Source organism: Pseudooceanicola antarcticus, assembly GCF_900215355.1.
Lineage (GTDB): Bacteria > Pseudomonadota > Alphaproteobacteria > Rhodobacterales > Rhodobacteraceae > Pseudooceanicola > Pseudooceanicola antarcticus.
Genome location: NZ_OBEA01000005.1, coordinates 95,828 through 115,368, shown reverse-complemented (window position 1 = coordinate 115,368; position 19,541 = coordinate 95,828). Strand labels below are relative to the sequence as shown.

Below are 19,541 nucleotides of genomic sequence, written 5' to 3'. Positions count from 1 at the left end.
CCAACCGGATGCAGGAGACCTCCATGCCCTCAACCACGACGAACGGCATCGAGCCGAAACCCATCTCCCGCGCGCGGTTACGTCTTTCGGGGCGCGGCATGTGGATCACCTTCCTGCTGGTGCCGCCCATGGTGGTCATGGCGCTCTTCGTGATCTACCCGATCCTCTCGGCGCTCGCCTATGCCTTCTACGACTGGCAGGGCCTGGCACGGGGCGAGTTCGTGGGCTTTGCGAACTTCAAGAAGGTCCTCTTCCAGGAGCCCTTCGCCTCGACCACATGGAATGCCTTCAAGCATAACATCTACGTCTTCTTCGCGCTGATGATCATCCAGAACGGCCTGGGCTTCATCCTGGCCTATGCGCTCTGGCGCGATCTGCCGGGCGCGCGCTTCCACCGCATCGCGGTCTTCCTGCCGGTGGTGCTGTCGACGGTGATCATCGGCTATGTCTGGAAGCTGTTCTTCCACCCGATCTTCGGCGCGGTGAACCAGCTGCTCGAGGCCATCGGCCTCGGTGCCCTTGCGACGCCCTGGCTGGGCGATGCCGATACCGCGCTGAACGCGCTGATCTTCGTCAACGCCTGGGCCTGGGTCGGCTTCCCGACGCTGGTCTTCCTGGCGGGCCTGCAGCGTATCCCCTCCGAGATCCTCGACGCCGCCCGCATGGAAACCGATTCCGAGCTGACCCTGATCCGCAAGGTGGTCTGGCCGCTGATCGCCCCCTCGGCCACGGTCTGCTTCGTGCTGCTCTTCATCGGCTCGTTCAACTGGTTCGAGCTGCCCTACATCATGGTCGGCCTCGACGGCTCGCCCTATGGCAATACCGATGTGCTGGGCCTCTATTTCTACCGCACCGCCTTCGGCAACCAGTCGGCGGGCATCCAGGACTTCGGCATGGGCTCGGCCCTGGCGGTTCTGATGTTCCTCTTCATCGCCGTCTTCGCCACGGCCTGGACCATTTACCTCCGCAAGCGGGAGATCGAGGTATGAGCATGCAAAGCACCTACGACAAGCCGGGCCTGCTGGGCACCTATGGCCGCGACGGGCTGATGCAGATCATCCTGATCGCCAATACCGTCCTGATGCTCTTCCCGATCGCCATCATGATCATGTCGGGCTTCAAGTCGAACATCGAGATCTTCCAGCAGCCTTTCGCCATCCCCGATTTCACCAATGTGGCGAACTTCGTCTCGATGGCGACGGAGACCGAATTCCTGCGCTACCTGATGAACTCCTTCGTGGTCACCGGCGCCTCGATCTTCCTGCTGCTGACCCTGGGCACCATGGCCGCCTATGCCATCGCCCGCTACGAGTTCTGGGGCTCCAGCTTCCTGCTGCTGTTCTTCATGGCCGGCCTGATGGTGCCGCTGAAGCTGGCGATCATTCCGCTCTTCATCCTGTTCCGGGACATGGGCATCCTCAATACCCACTGGGCGCTGATCGCGGTCTATACCGCCATGGGCCTGCCCTCGACGGTGTTCATCATGACCGGCTTCATCCGCACCCTGCCGCGAGAGCTCGAGGACGCGGCGCGCATGGACGGGGCCTCGGAGGCGCGCATCATGTTCAGCGTGATGATCCCGCTCTGCCGCCCGGCCATGGTGATCGCGGGCATCTACAACCTGGTGCCGATCTGGAACGACTTCTTCTTCCCGCTGGTCTTCATCCAGAACGATGCGCTGAAGACCCTGCCGCAGGGGATGACCAGCTTCATCGGCGAATACAGCACCGACTGGGGCGTGATGTTCGCGGGCCTGACGCTGGCCGCCGCGCCGATCACGCTGGTCTACATCATCCTGTCCAAGCAATTCATCAACGGCATGACCGCAGGAGCCGTGAAATGACCCTGATCCCCAAAGGCTGTCTTGTCGTCTCGTGCCAGGCGCGGGTGGACAACCCGCTCCACGGGCCGCAGCACATGGCTGCCATGGCCGAAGCCGCCGAGCAGGCCGGAGCCGGGGCGCTGCGCGCCAATGGTCCCGCCGACATCGCCGAGATCCGCGCCCGCACCTCGCTGCCGGTGATCGGCATCAACAAGATCTTCTCGGACGCCCCGGTCTACATCACGCCCACCCGAGAGGCCGCCCAGGCGGTTCTTGACGCCGGCGCCCAGATCGTCGGGCTCGACTGTACCGAACGTGCCCGCGAGGGCTCGGACACATGGCAGCAGGTCTTGGCCCACGTCCTGGAAGCCGGGGCCGAGGTCTTTGCCGATGTTTCCAGCGTCGAGGAGGGCCGCCGCGCCGCCGAGGCCGGTGCGACCTATGTCGCCTCCACGCTTTCGGGCTATACCGATCCGGCGGCGCCTCCGCCCGAGGGGCCGGATTACGACCTGATCGAGGCCCTCGTGGCCGCCGTTCCGGTGCCGGTGATCGCCGAGGGCCGCATCGCCACGCCCGAGCAGGCGGCGGAGGCCCTGGCCAGGGGCGCCCATGCGGTGGTCGTCGGCACGATGATCACCAACCCCAGATCCATCACCCAGGGCTTCGTTCGCGCCCTGGCGCCTCAGCAGACAGGAGTTTGACCCTTGTATCTTGGTATGGATATCGGCGGTACGGCCTCTCGCTGGGTGCTTGTCGACCGCGACGGCGAGGTCATTGACCGCGGCATCACCGATGGCGCCAGCGGATTGATCTACGACGCCCGCAGCCTGGCCCGTTTCCGCGGCGCGATCGAGGCGGTGCGCGATGCGCTGCCGGGCGCTGTCTCCTTCGCCGAATTCGGCATCACCGGCGCCGGTTTCTCGCGTCACCCGCAGATCGAGGAGCAGGTCTCGGACATCCTCGGCCTGCCGCGCGAACGGTTCAGCTATTCCAGCGACATGGGCCTGGCCTGGCATTCCGCCTTCCACGGGCGGCGCGGGCACCTGGTCTCGGCGGGCACCGGCTCGGTCGGGATGACCTATGACGAACGGGGCGAGCGCATCGTGGTCGGCGGGCGCGGCATCCTGGTGGATGACGCGGGCTCCGGCGTCTGGATCGCGCTGCGCGCCCTGCGGCTGCTGTTCCGCCGCATCGACGAGGACGGCGGGCCGAAGGAGGTCGAGATCCTCGCCTCCTGCGTCTTCGCGGCCATGGGCGGCAATACCCATGACGCCATGCGCGATTATGTCTACGGCGGCGACCGGGGCCGCATCGGCCGCCTGGCGGTGGCGGTGGCCGAGGCCGCCCGCGAGGGCGACGAGGCCGCGCAGGAGCTGCTGCGCGAGGCGGGCCGCGAACTGGCCCACCTGGGGCGCACCATGCTGAACCGCTGCGGTGAGGCACCAGTGGCCTTCGTCGGCGGGGTGCTGGGCCTCGACCCGTCCATCCGCGCCGAGATCACCAGCGTGCTGGCGGGCCACGAGGTGGAATTCCCCCGTATCGACGCGGCCCTGCATGCGGCCATGATTGCCAAGGACAAGGATCTTGCCCCCCATGATACCCACTGAACGCGCCGCCTTCCGCTACAAGGGCATCGAGACCTGGCCGACCCGCGACCTGGTCGAGGCCATGCTCGAAGGCCAGATCGCGGCGGTTGCCGCCACCCATGCAGTGGCACCTCAGATGAGCGAGGCCGTCGACCTGGCCGCCGAGCGGCTTTCGCGCGGTGGTCGGCTGATCTACCTCGGGGCCGGGACCTCGGGACGACTTGGCGCGATCGACGCCGCCGAGCTGCCGCCCACCTTCGGCTGGGCGCCCGAGCGCGCGATCTCGCTGATGGCCGGCGGGCAGGGGGCTTTCGTGACCGCGGTCGAGGGCGCCGAGGATGACGGCGCCGCCGCCGTCGCCGCGCTTGAGGATGCGGGCCTGACCGCCGATGACGTGGTGATCGGCCTCGCGGCCTCGGGGCGCACGCCCTACGTGGTCGAGGGCCTGCGCCACGCCCGCGCCGCCGGAGCGCTCACCGTGGCCGTCGGCAATGCGCCGCAGGGCCCCATCGGGGTCGAGGCCCAGTTCTACCTGGTTGCCGATACCGGTGCCGAGATCGTCGCGGGCTCGACCCGGATGAAGGCGGGCACGGCGCAGAAGGTCATCCTGACCTGCTTATCCACCGCGATCTTCGTCCGCATGGGCTATGTCTTCCGCGGTCGCATGGTCGACATGCGCCCCACCAACGAGAAGCTGCAACGCCGCGCCGTCGAGATGGTGGCCGAACTGGCCGATGCGACGCCCGAAAAGGCCGAGGCCGCGCTGGCCGAGGCCGAGGGCTCGATCAAGCTGGCGGTGGTGATGCTGAGCCTCTCGCTGGGTCGCGCCGCCGCCGAGGCACGGCTGTCCGCGGCCGATGGCAAGCTGCATATCGCCCTCGCGGGCTGACCACGCCCCGCGCCGAACTTCCGAACCTCCCCCGTGCCACCCGGCACGGGAGCCGGGCGCTTGCCCGGACCAAACCCCCATTGCGAAGGACGATCCGATGAAGGTCCTCATCCTGAAGAGCGCAGAGCTGGCCACCGAGGCGGCCAGCCGAGAGATCCTCTCTCTTGTCGAGGCAAAGCCCGATTGCACCCTGGGCCTGGCCACCGGCGGCACGATGGAGCCAGTCTATGCCGCCCTGCGTCAGGGCGCGGGGGCGATCTCCTTTGCCGGGGTGCGCAGCTTCAACCTGGATGAATACGTGGGCCTCGCCCCCGATCACGCGCAATCCTACCACCGCTACATGGCCGAGCAGCTCTTCGACCATATCGACATCCGCCCCGAGAACACCCATGTGCCGCGCGGCGATGCCGCCAGCCCCAACACCGAAGCCCGGCTCTTTGACGAGGCCATCGCGGCGGCGGGCGGGATCGACCTGCAATTGCTGGGCCTCGGCGCCAACGGCCATATCGGCTTCAACGAGCCCTTCTCCAGCCTGGGGTCGCGGACGCGGGTGAAGACCCTGACCCGCAAGACCCGCGAGGACAACGCCCGCCTCTTCGCCGAGGGCGAGGAGGTGCCGACCTATGCCATCACCATGGGCGTCGGCACCATCATGGAGGCACGCCGCATCCTGCTGGTGGCCACGGGGGCCCACAAGGCCTGCGCCGTGGCGGCGATGATCGAGGGCCCGGTGAGCGCGGCCTGCCCGGCCTCTGTGCTGCAATTTCATCCCCAGGCCACGATCCTGCTGGACGAAGGGGCCGCCTCTGCGCTGAAGATGCGGGACTACTACGATTTCGTGCACCCCAACGGACAGGATGTGGACCTTGGCTGATCTGAGCGCCATCCGGGCAACGGAACTCTACGACGGGCTCTCGGACCAGCCGCAGCGCGACCGCGCGGTGCTGATCGAGGGGGGCCGGATCGTCGACGTGGTCAATGGCGCCGAGGCGCCTGAGGTCTGCGACCAGGTGATCGAGACCCCGATCGCCGCGCCGGGGTTCATCGACCTGCAGCTCAACGGGGCGGGGGGCGTGCTCTTCAACGACCGGCCCGAGACGGAGACGCTCGAGGTCATCGCCGCCGGTGCCCGCAAGGGCGGCACCGCCTATTTCCTGCCGACCTTCATCACCGACCAGGACCGCAAGTACGAGCGCGCCATGCAGGCGGTGGCAGCCTCGACGACCCCCGGCGTGATCGGGCTGCACCTGGAAGGCCCCTTCCTGTCGCCCGAACGCCCCGGCATCCACCCGGCCCATTGCATCCGCAAGCTGGACGCCGAGGACGTGGCGCTGCTGTCTTCCTGCCCGGTGCCGCTCCTGCTGACGCTGGCGCCCGAGGAAGCGGCGGCGGGCCAGGTCGCGGTGCTGGCGCGGGCCGGGGTGCGGGTCTTTGCCGGGCATTCGCAGGCGGGTTTCGACACCATCGAGGCCGCCGAGGCGGCGGGCCTTCGCGGTGCCACCCATCTTTTCAACGCCATGAGCCAGATCACCCCGCGCGAGCCTGGGCTGGTCGGCGCGGTGCTGGCCTCGGGCGCGCTCTGCGCCGGGATCATTGCCGATGGCTTCCACGTCCACCCGGCCAACCTGCGGCTGGCGCTGGAGCGCATGGGGCCGGAGCGGCTGTTCCTCGTCACGGATGCCATGAGCCCGCTTGGCACCGACCTGCAGGAGTTCGAGCTTCTCGGTAAGCGCATCTTCCGCCGCGGGGGGCGGCTGACCAATGCCGATGGCGTGCTGGCCGGGGCGGATCTGTCGATGATCGAGGCGGTGGTGCAGATGGACCGGATGACGGGCTGCGGCCTGGGCACGGCGATCCGCATGGCCAGCCAGACACCGGCGCGTGCCATGGGGCTGGACGACCAGCTGGGCAGCCTCAGCCGCGGCAAACGCGCCGGGCTGACGCTGCTCGACCGCGATCTTTCGGTGGCAGGCGTGGTCGTCGACGGGGTTCTGCAGCGGGACTGACCGCCGGGTCTGAACAGGGAGCAGGGCAGGGGCGCGCAAAGGGGGCGGGCCCTGCCAGGCTGCCCGTCAGCCACGGGGTTCAGCGTTGATCTGCCATGCAAATGCCGGATTTCACCGCTAGGCAAGGTGTCCGACTGACCCCGATCCGAGGGCGGAACGCAGGCCCGCCACGGGGCGGAGTGCGCAAACCCACGAGGAGAACCCCTTGGCCCAGTCCACCCGCAGCCGCAGCCCCCTTGGTCTTGCCGCCGTCACCTATGCCTCCATCCTCGTTTCCGTTGTGGTGATGGCCCTGGCCGCGACAGGCGTCTTCTGGGCCCGGTCGCAGAATACCATCGACGAGACCCTGGACTTCGCCGTGCGCAGCCGCGCCCAGGCCGCCGCCTCGAGCATCGGCCATCTGCTCTATTCCGATTGGATCGATCTGCACCACCTGGTGAAGGAGGCGGGGAGCTCGGATCTGAACGAGATCGAGAAGCTGATGGACGGAATGCGCGGGGACGGCTCGCGGATCTCCTGGATCGGCTACGCGGGGCTCGACGGCACGGTGCTGGCGGCGGCCGAGGGGCTGCTGGAGGGCGCCGATGTCAGCCAGAGACCCTGGTTCCGCAACGGCCTGCGCTCCGGTTTCGCGGGGGACGTGCACGAGGCGGTGCTCCTGGCGCAGAAGCTGAGCTCAGAGGGCGGGACGCCGCTGCGCTTCATCGACCTGGCACTGCCGGTGCATGACAGCGTCGGGGATGTCACCGGCGTGGTCGGCATGCATATCGACGCCAGCTGGATGGAAGAGATCCTGACCGAGATCGCCCAGATGCAGGGGCTGGACCTCTACCTGATCAACCAGGCGGGTCGTGTCATCATGACCTCGGGCGTGGGCCTGCCGGGGCCGGGCGAGGCGCGGCTGATCGGTGCCGCGCGGGCCGGGGCCGAGACGGCAGGGCGCGAGACCTGGCCCGACGGAAAGGCCTATTTCACGACGCTGGTGTCTTCGGTCTCCTACAGGGATCTGCCCTCTTTCGGCTGGCGCCTGGCGGCGCGGATCAGCGCGGATTCCTTCCGGCCCGGCCTGACCTCGCTGCTGGTGACCTCCATCGTGGCCTTCGGCGTGGCGCTTGTCGTGCTGCTGATCTTCACCTTCTTCTTCGTCCGCCTCTTCGTGCGGCCGATCTCGGCGCTGGCCGCCAATGCCGAGGCCCTGGCGCGGGGCGAAGAGCGCTATCCGCCGGAATCCCAGAGCACCGCCGAGGCGGCACGGTTCTCGCGCGCGCTGGCGGCGTTGCAATCCTACCGGGGCAGGCCGCGCAGCAAGACAGGCTAGCGGTGCGAGAGCGAAAGCCGCTGCGCGATGTCCGATAGCAGGGCTGAGGCACGCACCCGGCCCACCCCCGGCTCATTGCCCTCGGCGTAGAAGCGCAGGAAGAGCGCATCCCTCTGCGCCTCGTTCGCCATCAACTGCAGCCGCGCGCCATCCTCGGTGGCCGAGAGCACGAAGGCCTCGATCGGGCCCGGCACGCCCTCGATCTCGAGATCGCCATGGGTATCGGCGGGGAAGGAGACGCCGCGCAGGCGAACGGTGTCCATGGTCAGCGCGGTGATCCAGAGGTTCCACGAGGCCTCCTCTGTCGAGAAGGTCACCCGCTCGGGCTTGTCGGCGACATGGACTTCGGCCCGCGGCAGCTCGATGCAGGCCATGCAGGTGGTGGCCAGCACCACCAGGTTGTACACCGTCCAGAACAGGATGACCCATTTGCCGTCCCCGGCGTCGTTATAGGCGAAACGGTCGACGAAGATGCCCAGCAGGAGCCCGCCGAGCGTCAGCGCGAAGGCCAGCAGGAAGGGCATCATCATCCGCCATTGCACGATCACCTGCGAGCGGTCGCCCCCCTTGGCGGTGACCGAGAAGGGGTGCCCCTGGGGGCGGAAGAGCCCGGTGAAGGCGGCGCGGCTGATCGGCACCGCCCCGATCAGCTGGCTCACGTCGTTCAGCACCGGCACCACCATGCCCCGGCTCAGCAGGTTGAGCACCAGCAGGATCCAGACGGAGTAGCTGCCGAAGTAGCTCAGCACATCGGGCAGCGTCGCGTTGACCACGATGACGTTGCCGTACCAGTAGAGCAGCGGAAAGATGATCGCCGCGATGCGGAAGGGGAAGGTGGTGGTCCAGTAGAAGACCGAATCCACCATCGACCAGCGATCCCGCAGGCGCAGGTTCGAGCGTCTGAAGGGCCCGATGGACGAGCGCACGATCTGCATCAGCCCCAGGCACCAGCGCGCCCGTTGGGTGACATATTCCTTCAGCCCCTCCGGAGCCAGCCCCTCGGTCAGGGGTTCGGCCAGGTAGGCGGTGCGCCAGCCGTGGTTCTGCAGGGTCAGGGTCAGCATGAAGTCCTCGGTCACGCTTTCCGTGGGCAGCCCGCCGATGTCCTGCAGCGCCGAGAAGCGGCACATCGACGAGGTGCCGCAGCAGAAGGCGATGCCCCAGCCATCGCGCGAGGGCTGCATGTGGTCGAAGAAGAAGCGCTGCTCATCGGGGTAGGAGCGGCTGAGACCGAAGTTGTGCTGGATCGGGTCGGGGTTGAAGAAGTGCTGAGGGGTCTGCACCAGCCCTACCTCGGGATCATGGAAGAGCGCCAGGCAGCGGGTGATGAAGCCCCGGTGCGGCACGAAATCCGCATCCAGAACGGCGACGAAATCCGGCGGCTCCGGGTCCTGGGACAGGCGCTCGAGCGCGGCGTTGATATTGCCGGCCTTGGCGCCCTTGTTGTCGGGGCGGCGCATGTAACGGACGTTCTCTTCGGCGCAGAAGTCGCGCAGCCAGTCGCGGCGGCTGTCATCCAGCACCACGACCTCCTTGCGGGGATGATCCACCGCCTTGGCCCCGACGATGGTGCGCTCCAGCACGTCCTTGTCCTCGTTGTAGGTGGCAATCAGGATCGCCACCCGTGGCAGCTCTTCGCCCCACCACCCGGCATGTTCATCGGCCTCGCGGCTGCGCAGCTTGATGCGCGACATGATGACGAAGGCCGAGAGCGAGCCGATCAGCGCCATGAGCTCGATGAGGAAGAGGGAGATGGAGGCGGCGAAATCGACGCTGAGGCCCACCGGGGCCAGGGTCTGGGTGCCGCGCCACCAGGCGTAGCGAAGGGCAAAGAAGAAGGCGATGGCGAAGAGCACGGTGCGGTGGCGGCTGTCGGCTGGGTTGACCACCGAGGGCAGCACCAGCGCCACGCCGGCCAGCAGCACCAGCTGCATCGCCGCCGAGCCGAGCTCTCCGAGATGGGGAAAGAAGGTCATCTCAGTCGCGCAGCCAGTCGAGCGGGCGACGGTCGAAGAAGGCGCGTCCGGTCTTGCCGATCTGGCAGCCGGTCTCTCGGGCCAGCTCGGGCACCAGCAGCGTCACGTCGTAGCGCTCCAACTGGCGGCCCGAGGGCGCCACGGCGAGGTTGCGGTAGATCGTCGAGGCCCCCGAGCCCGCAAGCCGGGTGACGCTGGCGGCGTAGTTCCGAGAGTTCCCCTGCAGGCGGAAACTGGCGGGCTGTCCGATGCTGAGGCTGTTGTAGATCCGCTCTGTCACCGTCAGCGTGACCAGCACCCGGTCGCAATCCACCAGCCGCAGGATCGGGTCGCCGCGCTGCACCACGACCCCATCGGCCTGAAGCGCCTCCCAGAAGAGCCCGTTCACGGGCGAGTTCAGATCACCGCCGGTGCGGACATTGACCTGCACCCGCTCGCGGTTGATGCGCCGGGTCAGGGCGGCTTCGCGGCCCTCGGCCTCGGCCAGGGCATTCTCGAGCGCGCCAAGTCTGGCCTCCAGCTCGCGCAGCTTCTGCGGCAGCTGCGCGACCTCACCGGCGCCCTCTCCGAGGAAGATCCCCCGTTCGGCGGCGGCAAGGGTGATCTCGAGCAGCTCGACCCGCTCGCGGTATTGTTCCAGCGTCAGGGCAGTCAGGGGGCCGGCCGGGGCGCGCTGCGCGGCAGAGCCTCCCTGAGAGGTGGGGCCATCCTGGGCAGCGGGGTCCTCGCCTTCAAGGATCGCAAGGCTGCGGCGGGCATGATCGAGACGGGTGCGGATCTCGGCCAGGTGTTGCTCGATCAGGGTCTCTGCGCGGGTGCGCAGGGTCTCGAGCTCGATCTGCGCGGCGGCAAGATCGTCGTTCATCCGGGCGATGCCTGCGATGACGAGACCGCGTTCCAGCACCAGGTCGTCCAGGCGGTCCCGCTCGACCAGCTCATTGGTGATCGAGGCCAGCGCCTCGCTGCGTTCGACCCTGGCGCCAAGGGTCCGGTCCGGCAGCGCCAGCCGCCCCGAGACATCTGCGCGCAGGGTCACCACCGGGGCATTGACCACCGCATTGGCGCTGGCCCCCGAGATCTGCTCTCCGACGATGACCCAGAGGGCCAGAAGGATGAGGGCGAAGCCGAACAGAAGGCGGGCGTATCTCATGACAGATCCTGTAACCAATTACCAAGACGCCTGGGCGGCGTTAACACTTTGAAGCTAACCGACTTGCCAGCCAGAGCAAGCGTTTCAGTTTGCGGCTTCGCGGTAGGCGACCCAGGCCAGCAGTTGCAGCACCGCCGGGTAGTAGGGCTGAGAGCGGATCTGATCGACCGAGAGCTCGGGCCGGCCGCCTTCGGCGAGGGTGGCGATGGCACGGAAGCCCGGCGCATCGCTCTGGGCCTCGGGCCTGCCGTCTGCCGTGCGCGCCACCACCACATGGCCGGGCAGGGCACCCTCGCGCAGGCTTTCTGCCATGGTGGCGACGGCGGGATGGGCGGCACGGCCCGACCAGACCAGGTAGAGCGGGATGCGCAGCGCGTCATAGGAGGAGCGATCCTCGTGGGCGCGCGGTGGCACCGGGCCCTGGGCGGTAAGGTCCAGCCAGTCGGGCAGGGGGCCGCCTGCGGCAAGTTCGGCCAGCAGCGCCTCGCCGTGATCGGCGGCCCGGATGAGCGCGGGGGCCTCGAAGGCACCGCCGAGCTGGCGCATGGCGCGGCCAAGGAAGTACGACGGGTTCAGGGTCAGGCGGGCGGGATCGGCAGGGGCACCGGCGGCGGGCAGCAGCAGCGGTTCGGCCGGCGCGCGGGGGTCTCGCGCCAGGCAGAGCGCGGTCAGGTCACGGGTGATCGCCGGGGCGATCCGCGGATCGCTGGACCAGCCCGATTGCAGCGCCGCGCGCAGATGCGCCCAGGCCCTCAGAAGGTCTCCGTCCGTGGCGGTCGCGGGATCGGACACGGGTGGATCGGCGGCGGGGTCCCACCTCCAGCTCAGCAGCGCATCACCGGGGCGCGAGAGGGCGGAGCGGGTCCAGCCCTCGATCCGCAGGAAGCCCTCGCGGTCGCCGAAGGCCTGGGCCAGCAGCAAGCCGTAGCCCTGGCCCTCCGAGTGGCTGACGCCGCCGTTGCCATCGTCGATGACCCGCCCCTCGGGCGACAGGAAACGCGCGCGCCAGCTTGTCCATGCCGCTTCCGCCACGGTCCGGGCAGAGGCACCACGGGGCAGGGCGGGGGCTGCGGCGATGGCCGAAAGGAAGGTTCTGCGACGCATGGCCAAGCCTGCGACATCCCCCTGCGTCGAGCAAGTCCCATGGCCGGGATCTTCGTCCGCACGGCACAGCTAGAAGTTGATAAAACCCATGCGACGGGGCAGGTTGGACGAAAGCACAGGCGAGAACACGAAAGGAGCCTCCATGGCCGCTATCGACATAGCGTTTGCCGGGGACAACACGCGCGAGGCAGTCTTCCCCTGTCGCGCCTGCGGCGCAAGACAGTCGCGCCACTCCCTTACGGTGCACTCACCCGGCAGCGTGCTCGAGCTCTTTGAATGCGGCGCCTGCGGTTCCTTCTTCTTCGATGGCGAAGATCCCGTGCTCGGCTACGAGTTCCTCCCCTACGGTGAGTACTGGCTGGACTACGCGCAAGGCGGGGCGGGGATCATCACCATGCTCTCGCCGCTCTTCGCCCTTGGCGATCTGCCGGAAGGAGACATGATCGACGTCGGCTGCGGCTTCGGCTTCGTGGTGGACTACTGGGCCCGGAACCGTGGCGCGGCCGTGGGGCTAGAGCGCTCGGCCTTCGGCGCGCAGGGCAAGAAGATGCTGGGCGCCGACATCCGGCCGCTCTACCTCGATGGCTTCCGCGAACAAGAGCCCGAGCGCCGTTTCTCGATCGTCTATTCCAGCGAGGTGATCGAACATGTCGCCGATCCCGCCGCCTTCCTGGCCGAGCTGGTCGGCATGATGGATGACGACGGGCTGCTGGTGCTGACCACCCCCGACAGCTCTGCGATCTCTCCCGAGACGCCGCGCCCCAAGGTGATCGCGGCGCTCTCGCCGCAGTTCCACTACGCGATCTTCTCGCAGCAGCGGATGCGGCAGATGGTCGAGGCCCTGGGGCTTCAGGTGCATATCGAGGTGCATGACGGCCAGATGGTGGTCTGGGCCAGCCGGGGGCCGCTGCCCGAGATCTCTTACGGGGCGTTCGACTGGACTGAGTATTTCGCCTACCTCAACGACCTGGCCGAGAACGAGGACCCGCATCTGGCCATCGGGGCGCTCTTCCGGCTCTTCAAGGATGCGATGAACACCGACCACCCTGAGATGTCTTCCTGGGCCTGGGACCGTTTTCTGCCGCGCTGCCAGGAGACCTATGGCATCGACCTCAGGGCGCCGGACCTGGGCGAACTGATGAAGCTGCGCAAGCCGCTGGAGCAGCTGGAGCGCTATCCCAACTGGCTGGGCGCGGCGCTGCTCTTCGGAGGGCTCCACCTGGGCCACTACGAGGGCGACCGGCGCACGAAGCTGCGCATGCTCGAAGCCGCGCTGCGGGTCCTGCGCCGACGGGCCGAGGTGGATCTGCAATTCGGCCAGGAAGCGGCCAGCTACCTTCCCTTCGCCGAGCGGCAGTACCTGATCGCGCTCTCCGAGGCGCTGAACGTGGGCGTGACAGCCCCGGATGCGCCGCTGGAGCAGAAAGACCTGCGTGCCTCGCTGAAGGCCCTGCAACAGGTGCTGGGCGAGCTTTTGGCCGAGGACGACGAGGACGCCACGGCCGGGACTGGTGAAAGCTGATCGTGACCAGCGCGAAGCCTGGCGATCCCTTCGAGGAAAGATGACATGAGCCTGCCGCCGGAAGCCTTCGAGATCCAGGACGACATGGCGCGCGCGCCTCTGGGTGGCACGCTGTCCGACCCCGATGCGGCGGGGCGGGTTGCGGTGCTGGCCGATCCGGGGGAGGCCGCGCAGGCGGGGCTTGCGGTGCTGGGTGCCTTCTACGGCGGCTACCGTCACAGGTTCCGCACCAGGCTCCGCCTCGGGCGCGCCGGCTGGTGCCGGATCGAGGTACATGGCAACGTCGGCCGGATGCAGAAGATCGTGGCCCATGTGGCGGCGGGTGGCGAGGTGCTGCTTCAGGCCGAGGAGGTCGAAGAGCTGCAGGTTACCCGCCATGGTGACGAGCTTGAGATCGAGATGATCTTCCGCGCGGCGGGCTCCATGGTCGAATGGCTCTATATCCTGGGCCGCGAGCTGACTCCCGGCGAGGGGCCGGTGTTGCAATGCCGCGAGACCTCCCTTCAGGTGCTGGAAACCGCGGACCCCGAGCGCCTGCGGCGACACCAGCCAGCACGGGTGCTGGAGGGGGTTCACATCGCCTGCCAGGCCTTCACCGTCCTGCAGGGCACCTTCACCCTGAAGCTAGAGATCCACCGCCCTGGCCATCAGCTGACGGGCCTGTCGCTGGAGAGCGATCTGCCGCTGGCGCATCTGCGCTGGTGGACCTGGGACTGCGCCGCCATCGCGCCGCGAGGGGACGAGCTGCAGCCGCAGCACCCGGCCCACCCCCTGCGCTCGCCCGCGCTGATGGATGTCTTCGGGGCGTCGCAGGCCAACCAGGGCCATGCCATCAGCGGGATCTTCGCCGATTGGCTGGACATGGAGCACATGGGCCTGTCCGAGTAAGATGCCCAGTTCCGCATGCGCCTTAGGCTGCGCTTCGACGACGGGCGGAGCTTCGCGTTCCCGCTGCAGGACGTGGTACGCACGGAAGAGCACTGGAACTTCGGTGACCAGTTGATGAAGACCCATCTGAAGGCCCATGTCGCGGCCTGTGCCCCCCGTCGCCCGGTCTTCCTGGATGTCGGTGCCCGCGGTCCCCTTAGCGCCAACATGCGCCGCATGGTCGAGCCGGACTGGCGCTACCTGGGCCTTGATTACAAGCGCGACGAGAATGTCGATATCAAGGGCGATGCGCATCGCCTGACCGATGTGATCGAGCCGGGCTCGGTCGACATGGTGCATTCCTCGGAGGTGATGGAACATCTGCTCTCGCCGCTGCGCTTCGTCCTCGAGTCCAACCGGGTGCTGCGCCAGGGCGGGCTGTTCATCGCCCGGATGCCGACGATCTGGCCGCTGCATGCCGAGCCCTGGGATTTCTGGCGCATCAGCGCCCATGGCTGGGGCGCGCTGCTGAACCAGAACACCGGCTTCGAGATCCTCGACCGCTGCGAGGTGGGGCAGGTGCGGGTCGTTCCCCTGCTGGGGCGGCCCGGCGGGGTCGGCACGATGGCGGGCTCCCCGGCGCCGATGATGGCCCTGGTGGTGGCGCGCAAGACCCATGAGGTGGGCGCCGACAACAGCGGCTGGTCAGAGAACCTGCGGGCCGGGGACTACGATCACGCCTGATGCGGGCCGCGCTCAGGCACGGGCGCGCAGCAGGCGGCTTTCTTCCACGTGCAGCCGGGCGCGCATCGGGTCGCCGCCATGGTCGGCGATCGCCCGGAGCCACATCTCGGCATCCTCTCCGGTCGCGTTCTTGCGACAGAAATCGGCCTTGAGGAAGGGAAAGCCCGCGTCCAGCAACTCGCGCCAGAGGTGGTGCGTGGGGTTGAAGCTTGGCCGGATCAGGCTGTCCACGCCCGAGAGAGAAGACATGGGAAAGAGGCAATGTGCCTCGAGCCCGGCCAGCTTCTCGCAGACGTGACGCAGGAAGACCTCGTAGAGGAAGATGCAGGCGGACTTGTCCTCGAGATCCTCGATGGAGGCCAGGAACCCGCGGATCGCCGGGTCTTGCAGCGCCGCGCCGCGAAGGCCCCAGAAGAAGCTCTGGAAATGCGGCTCTGCGTCCTCGGAATCGGTCAGGTAGAAGACCGGCGCGGGGCTCTCTTCTATCCGTTGCAGCATCTGCGTGAAGCCGTCGAAGGGGCCCAGGATGCTGTCGTTGGTGAAAAGCAGCATCTCCGCCTGCCAGAGCTCCGGGAACCGTGCCAGCGCATCGCGCCAGGCCCCGAAGTCGAGCCCCTGGTTGCGGCGCATGATCACCACCTCGGCCAGCGCTTGCGCCTCGGGCGGGGGTTCGAGCGGAGCGTCGGTGTTCATGATCAGCAGGCACAGGAACCCCGCCTTGCGGAGCTGTTCCAGGTAGTGGCGCGTATAGGGCAGAAGCCGGCCATCCGGGGCGTAGCTGACGAAGAGACAGACCTTGCGACCGGCGAGTTCGGGCGAGGTCTGACCCGAGAGCTGCATTCGGGCAGGTTGGTCGCAGCGCTTTGGCAGTTCGGGCAGGCGCCGGTTCAGCACCTCCATGCGGCGCCGGGTGAAGACCAGCTGGGGCGAAAGCACAGCACTACATTCGGCAGAGAGATAGCGCAGCGCGGTGTAGCGCTCGTAAAGCGCCCGACGGGCCGCGCGCGACAGTTTCGCCCGCCGCTCGGGGTTGAGGCTGGCGCCGCGCGCGTGGGCCACGAGGCAATCCTCGGCGATGCGCAGCCCGTAGCCTGCATCGAGTGCGCGCAGCGACAGGTCCTGGAACTCGCCGTAGCCTTCGGGAAAGAGCGTGTCATCGAGCCCGCCCAGCTCGTCGTGGATCTTCCGGTCGACCAGGGCGCAGAAGCCATGGACCAGCACTGCTTCGCTGGCGTCGAAGGTCTTCAGCAGGCGCAGGCGGCGGCGCAGCAGGGTCAGCTCGTCGCCCTCGGGCAGGTCATGACTGGCGAAATTGCCCGATGCGTCGAAGACCTGGCCAAGGCTCTGCCAGGCGGCGGCGTTGGACAGCGGGCCCGCCATGGCAATGCCGCTGTCTGGTGGCATCGCCGCCGAAAGCTGCTCCAGCCAGCCCTCTCCGACCAGCGTGTCGCTGTTCAGCGCCACGAAGCGCGGTGCCTTGCTGGCCGAAAGCCCCGCCTGCAGGGCGCGGGTGAAGCCCAGGGGACCACGGGTCCGCAGCAGCCGCGTGCGCGGGTGGCGCAGTTGGTAGGCACGCAGCCAGGCGCGGGTTCCACGAGAGCTGCCATCGTCGACGAGGATCAGCTTTCCCATCAGCGGAGAGCGCGCGGCCTCGATGCTTTTCAGGCAGTCCCGCAGGACCTCGCGCCCGTTGTGGACCGGGATGATCACGTCGATAGGGCCGGTTTCGGCACCCGTGTCGGCCCCAGCGTCGGGGCGCGTCTCGGGGCGCTTGCGAACCTGAGGGCGGGGCAGGGCAAGCCCGTCGAGGAATTCCGCCACCCGCGGCGCCGGGGCCTTGTCCATGAACTCGGCAAAGACCGAACGGAAAAGCCGCAGCGGCGCGGCGCTGTCGGGCAGCGCCTCGCAGAGCTCTGCGGCCAGAACGAGCGCGGTTTCGTGCTCGTGGTTGAGGCGATGCACCTCGCATTCCAGCAGCCCCACCTCGCCCAGCTTGATCTCGCGCTCATGCAGCCAGGTGAGATCGGCCAGCGCCTCCTGCGGGCGTTCGAGCTGGATCAACGCGCGGGCACGCACCAGCCGCAGCTCCGAGGCCTCGGGCATGCGCTCCAGCAGGGAGCAGGCCTGTTCGAGCGCCAGCGCCGGGCAATCGGTGGCAAGAAAGGCGATGGCCAGGGAAATGGCCGCGCCCTCATGGTCGGGTTTCAGGGCAAGGGTGCGGCGATAGCTTGCGACGGCTCCGCCCAGCTTTTCCTGGCGATAAAGCACGGTGCCGAGCCCCAAATGTGCCTCGGCCAACCGCTCGGAATGGCGTGGGTCGTCTTCGGCGGCCAGCTCGATCGCACGGCGCCACCAATGTTCTGCGGCAGATGCCCAGCCCCGAGCGAAAGCGGCCTCGGCCATGGAATGGCAGAGGCCGAAGGTTTCTCCGGTTCGGGCAACGGCTTTCTGGAGCAGGGCGTAGGCCGCTTCGGGCTCTCCCGCGTCGAGACGGGCCTGCGCCTGGGCGTGCAGGCCCCCGGGGTCATTTTCGGTATTCATCAGCTCCACCGGCGCCAGGCTTGAGGCGCGCGCGGATCAGCAGACCGTTTCGATATTGGCCCAGCCTGCCGCGACCTGCGGAGCGTTGTTGATGAAGTCATAGCTGAGGGTTACGGCCGCTTCGTCGAAGGTATAGCCGATGCCCACGTCGAGGCCCCAGGTCCCATCGAAGAAGTAGGTGCCGCCAATGGCGCCAACCAGCTGATCGGGGCGGTTGTCAGACAGCAGCTTGGTGGTGAGGCCGAGCTTGGTGTCGGCGGCGCCGCCGAAGTTCAGGGCAAGCCCGAGCATGACAGCCGGGTCAGCATGTGCTGCGCCGGACAACAGGATCGTGGCCAGCGCGGTGCTGCTCGCAAGTTTCTTCATGATACCCATCTCACTCGTTAGACCAAAGTACTAGAAGCAAAGGATCCTCATGCCGTTGTTCTGTCAAGTAGCTGGGGCCCTTTGCACAACTTTATGTTGCGTTGATGCCGCGGGCGGTTGGCGCCATATCGCAGGCGCACGCGGCGAGCAGACCGGGTACCCCGCGTCCGCCTGCCCATCTGGAAAAGGTCGTCACTGAAAACAGCCTTAGGTTGTGACGAGCCGGCCTCGGGGTCTTCGGGCAAGGTGTTTCCTTTCGCCCCTTGCGGGAAGGACTTCTGCCCCGGCGGAGCATCGGCGAAAAGCGGCTGGAATGCATTAAGGTAAATTAGCGGGATATCTTAATGCGCAATTTCAGGGCGCATCGAGGTCATTCAATAATGAGCTTGAGATATCTCTTTTAATTCAAGACCCGCGAGGCCGATTTGGCGTCGCGGGTCTTTTCACTCCGGTGACCGGGGGAGGGTTTGATCAGCGCAGGATGCCAAGGCTCGCCGTGTCGCCGCCAAGGCCCACCATCAGGTCGTCGATGCTGTCGTAGAGGAGCTCCAGCGCGTAGTGCGGGTTATGGGCGTAGATGCCGGGGTCGGCGGTGACCAGCTTCCAGTTGTAGGCGGCCCGAAGCATGCGCGGCGTCCAGCTGGCATAGGAGACGGAGCGGCCATCGTCCCCGGTGTCGACCACCCCGTCGCCATTGGCGTCGGTGAAGAAGTAGGGGTAGCTGTGGGCGTCGTAGAGAATGGGCACGCCGGCGACCTTCGCGCTGTAATCCTGCAGCGTGCTCAGCAGCAGCGCGGCATTGTTGGCGATGTCGGTGCGGATGCCCTGGGTCAGGTTGCCCGAACCGTCGTAGCTTTGCTTGCGGATGCGGATCGCCTGCGGGTTTTCGGTGTCATGGCAGGTGGCGCAGCTCTCGACCTTGACCTCCAGCCCGTGCGGATCATGGCACGAGACGCAGGTCGCCACCGGGCGGGCATGGAAGAAGCGACCGGAATAGCTTTTGCCTTCATAGTGATAGCCCGCCTTGCCATAGCCGCCCAGCCAGGTGGCTGCGGCGGTCTTGTAATGCGGGTTGATGAAGCGGAGTTCGGCATTGACCACGTCGACCTCGGCCCCGGCGGTGGCCTCTTCGACGTTGATCCCGGCGCTGCGGCCCTGGTGGCAGGTCATGCAGGCGGCCTCGACCCCCTGGACGGGATGTTCGACGCCCGAGGGCAGGGTGATCGCCTTGACCTCGGCGATGCCTGGCGCGTGGCAGGTGGCGCAATCGACGACGCCGCCCGTGGGGATGGGGCTTTCCGGCAGGCCGGGGGCAGAGCCATCCAGCCCGTGGAACGACCGGAACCCGGCGCCCGAGTGGCAGACCGAGCAATTGGGCCGGATCTCTCCGTCCTCGTCCCAGTGGGTGAAGGCCTCGGAGGCATTGTCCGCATGGGCCGAGCCGATCCAGGCGGCGATGGCCTCGTTGTTCTCGGGGCCCAGGTCCTTGGGCAGGAAGGGCCCGGCATCGGGCAGCACGAAGGGGGTCAGCGGTGCCTCGGTCTCCTGGGCGTGAGAGGCCGTCGCAAGCGGCAGCATCAGGGCGCAAACCGTGAACAGGAGGCGAGATGTGGCAACAATTATCCGACGCATTGGTTTTTTCCCGGAAGA

At 67.6% G+C, this 19,541-nt stretch carries 17 protein-coding genes; 11 read left to right on the top strand and 6 right to left on the bottom strand.

The genetic code is table 11. From position 1 onward, the window contains the following. Window positions 1-23: 23 nt before the first annotated feature. The 8 genes from CRO50_RS13400 to CRO50_RS13365 all read left to right on the top strand — a co-directional run bounded on the left by CRO50_RS13400 (window position 24) and on the right by CRO50_RS13365 (window position 7,621). Window positions 24-989, top strand: coding sequence for a carbohydrate ABC transporter permease (locus tag CRO50_RS13400; RefSeq protein ID WP_179747286.1), 966 nt, complete (start codon window positions 24-26; stop codon window positions 987-989). Next, window positions 986-1,843, top strand: a complete 858-nt coding sequence (locus CRO50_RS13395; RefSeq protein ID WP_097146430.1) for a carbohydrate ABC transporter permease — start codon at window positions 986-988, stop codon at window positions 1,841-1,843. The genes CRO50_RS13400 and CRO50_RS13395 overlap by 4 nt, the downstream gene beginning before the upstream one ends. After that, window positions 1,840-2,523 carry an N-acetylmannosamine-6-phosphate 2-epimerase gene (locus CRO50_RS13390; RefSeq protein WP_097146429.1) on the top strand — a complete coding sequence of 228 codons (684 nt, stop codon included), beginning with the start codon at window positions 1,840-1,842 and terminating at the stop codon, window positions 2,521-2,523. Before CRO50_RS13395 ends, CRO50_RS13390 begins: the two co-directional genes overlap by 4 nt. Before the next feature lie 3 nt (window positions 2,524-2,526). Next, on the top strand, window positions 2,527-3,429 hold the full coding sequence (locus CRO50_RS13385) for an N-acetylglucosamine kinase (RefSeq protein WP_232617717.1): 903 nt from the start codon (window positions 2,527-2,529) through the stop codon (window positions 3,427-3,429). Next, window positions 3,416-4,297 carry an N-acetylmuramic acid 6-phosphate etherase gene (locus CRO50_RS13380; RefSeq protein ID WP_097146427.1) on the top strand — a complete coding sequence of 294 codons (882 nt, stop codon included), beginning with the start codon at window positions 3,416-3,418 and terminating at the stop codon, window positions 4,295-4,297. The genes CRO50_RS13385 and CRO50_RS13380 overlap by 14 nt, the downstream gene beginning before the upstream one ends. 97 nt (window positions 4,298-4,394) lie before the next feature. After that, complete coding sequence (gene nagB, locus CRO50_RS13375; RefSeq protein ID WP_097146426.1) at window positions 4,395-5,171, top strand: glucosamine-6-phosphate deaminase; 777 nt, start codon at window positions 4,395-4,397, stop codon at window positions 5,169-5,171. Beyond that, a complete protein-coding gene (gene nagA / locus CRO50_RS13370; RefSeq protein WP_157791716.1) occupies window positions 5,164-6,303 on the top strand; it encodes an N-acetylglucosamine-6-phosphate deacetylase in 1,140 nt (379 codons plus the stop codon). The genes nagB and nagA overlap by 8 nt, the downstream gene beginning before the upstream one ends. Before the next feature lie 205 nt (window positions 6,304-6,508). Then, entirely contained in the window at window positions 6,509-7,621 is a 1,113-nt protein-coding gene (locus tag CRO50_RS13365) for a cache domain-containing protein (protein ID WP_097146424.1), read from the top strand. On the opposite strand, the gene CRO50_RS13360 is transcribed toward CRO50_RS13365, so the two are convergent. The 3 genes from CRO50_RS13360 to CRO50_RS13350 form a co-directional block, all read right to left on the bottom strand. Continuing rightward, window positions 7,618-9,597 carry a glycosyltransferase family 2 protein gene (locus CRO50_RS13360; protein ID WP_097146423.1) on the bottom strand — a complete coding sequence of 660 codons (1,980 nt, stop codon included), beginning with the start codon at window positions 9,595-9,597 and terminating at the stop codon, window positions 7,618-7,620. The genes CRO50_RS13365 and CRO50_RS13360 overlap by 4 nt on opposite strands. A gap of 1 nt (window position 9,598) precedes the next feature. Beyond that, window positions 9,599-10,747, bottom strand: coding sequence for an HlyD family secretion protein (locus CRO50_RS13355; RefSeq protein WP_097146422.1), 1,149 nt, complete (start codon window positions 10,745-10,747; stop codon window positions 9,599-9,601). Window positions 10,748-10,831: 84 nt separating this feature from the next. Further along, on the bottom strand, window positions 10,832-11,851 hold the full coding sequence (locus tag CRO50_RS13350; RefSeq protein WP_097146421.1) for a family 8 glycosyl hydrolase: 1,020 nt from the start codon (window positions 11,849-11,851) through the stop codon (window positions 10,832-10,834). 142 nt (window positions 11,852-11,993) lie between these two features. Here CRO50_RS13350 and CRO50_RS13345 point away from each other — a divergent pair, with 142 nt between their 5' ends. From CRO50_RS13345 to CRO50_RS13335, 3 genes are read left to right on the top strand one after another with little or no spacing between them, the layout of a single operon-like run. After that, window positions 11,994-13,373, top strand: coding sequence for a class I SAM-dependent methyltransferase (locus CRO50_RS13345; RefSeq protein WP_179747285.1), 1,380 nt, complete (start codon window positions 11,994-11,996; stop codon window positions 13,371-13,373). Window positions 13,374-13,418: 45 nt separating this feature from the next. Continuing rightward, entirely contained in the window at window positions 13,419-14,261 is an 843-nt protein-coding gene (locus CRO50_RS13340; RefSeq protein ID WP_097146419.1) for a hypothetical protein, read from the top strand. Between the two features lie 15 nt (window positions 14,262-14,276). Next, window positions 14,277-14,984: a methyltransferase domain-containing protein gene (locus CRO50_RS13335; protein ID WP_097146418.1), complete on the top strand. Its 708-nt coding sequence runs from the start codon at window positions 14,277-14,279 to the stop codon at window positions 14,982-14,984. Between the two features lie 12 nt (window positions 14,985-14,996). Here CRO50_RS13335 and CRO50_RS13330 read toward each other — a convergent pair whose 3' ends face one another. The 3 genes from CRO50_RS13330 to CRO50_RS13320 form a co-directional block, all read right to left on the bottom strand. Beyond that, on the bottom strand, window positions 14,997-17,525 hold the full coding sequence (locus tag CRO50_RS13330; protein WP_143516922.1) for a glycosyltransferase: 2,529 nt from the start codon (window positions 17,523-17,525) through the stop codon (window positions 14,997-14,999). A 36-nt stretch (window positions 17,526-17,561) separates the two neighbouring features. Further along, entirely contained in the window at window positions 17,562-17,891 is a 330-nt protein-coding gene (locus tag CRO50_RS13325) for a hypothetical protein (RefSeq protein WP_143516921.1), read from the bottom strand. A 471-nt stretch (window positions 17,892-18,362) separates the two neighbouring features. Continuing rightward, window positions 18,363-19,523, bottom strand: coding sequence for a cytochrome c3 family protein (locus tag CRO50_RS13320; RefSeq protein ID WP_097146415.1), 1,161 nt, complete (start codon window positions 19,521-19,523; stop codon window positions 18,363-18,365). Window positions 19,524-19,541: the final 18 nt, after the last annotated feature.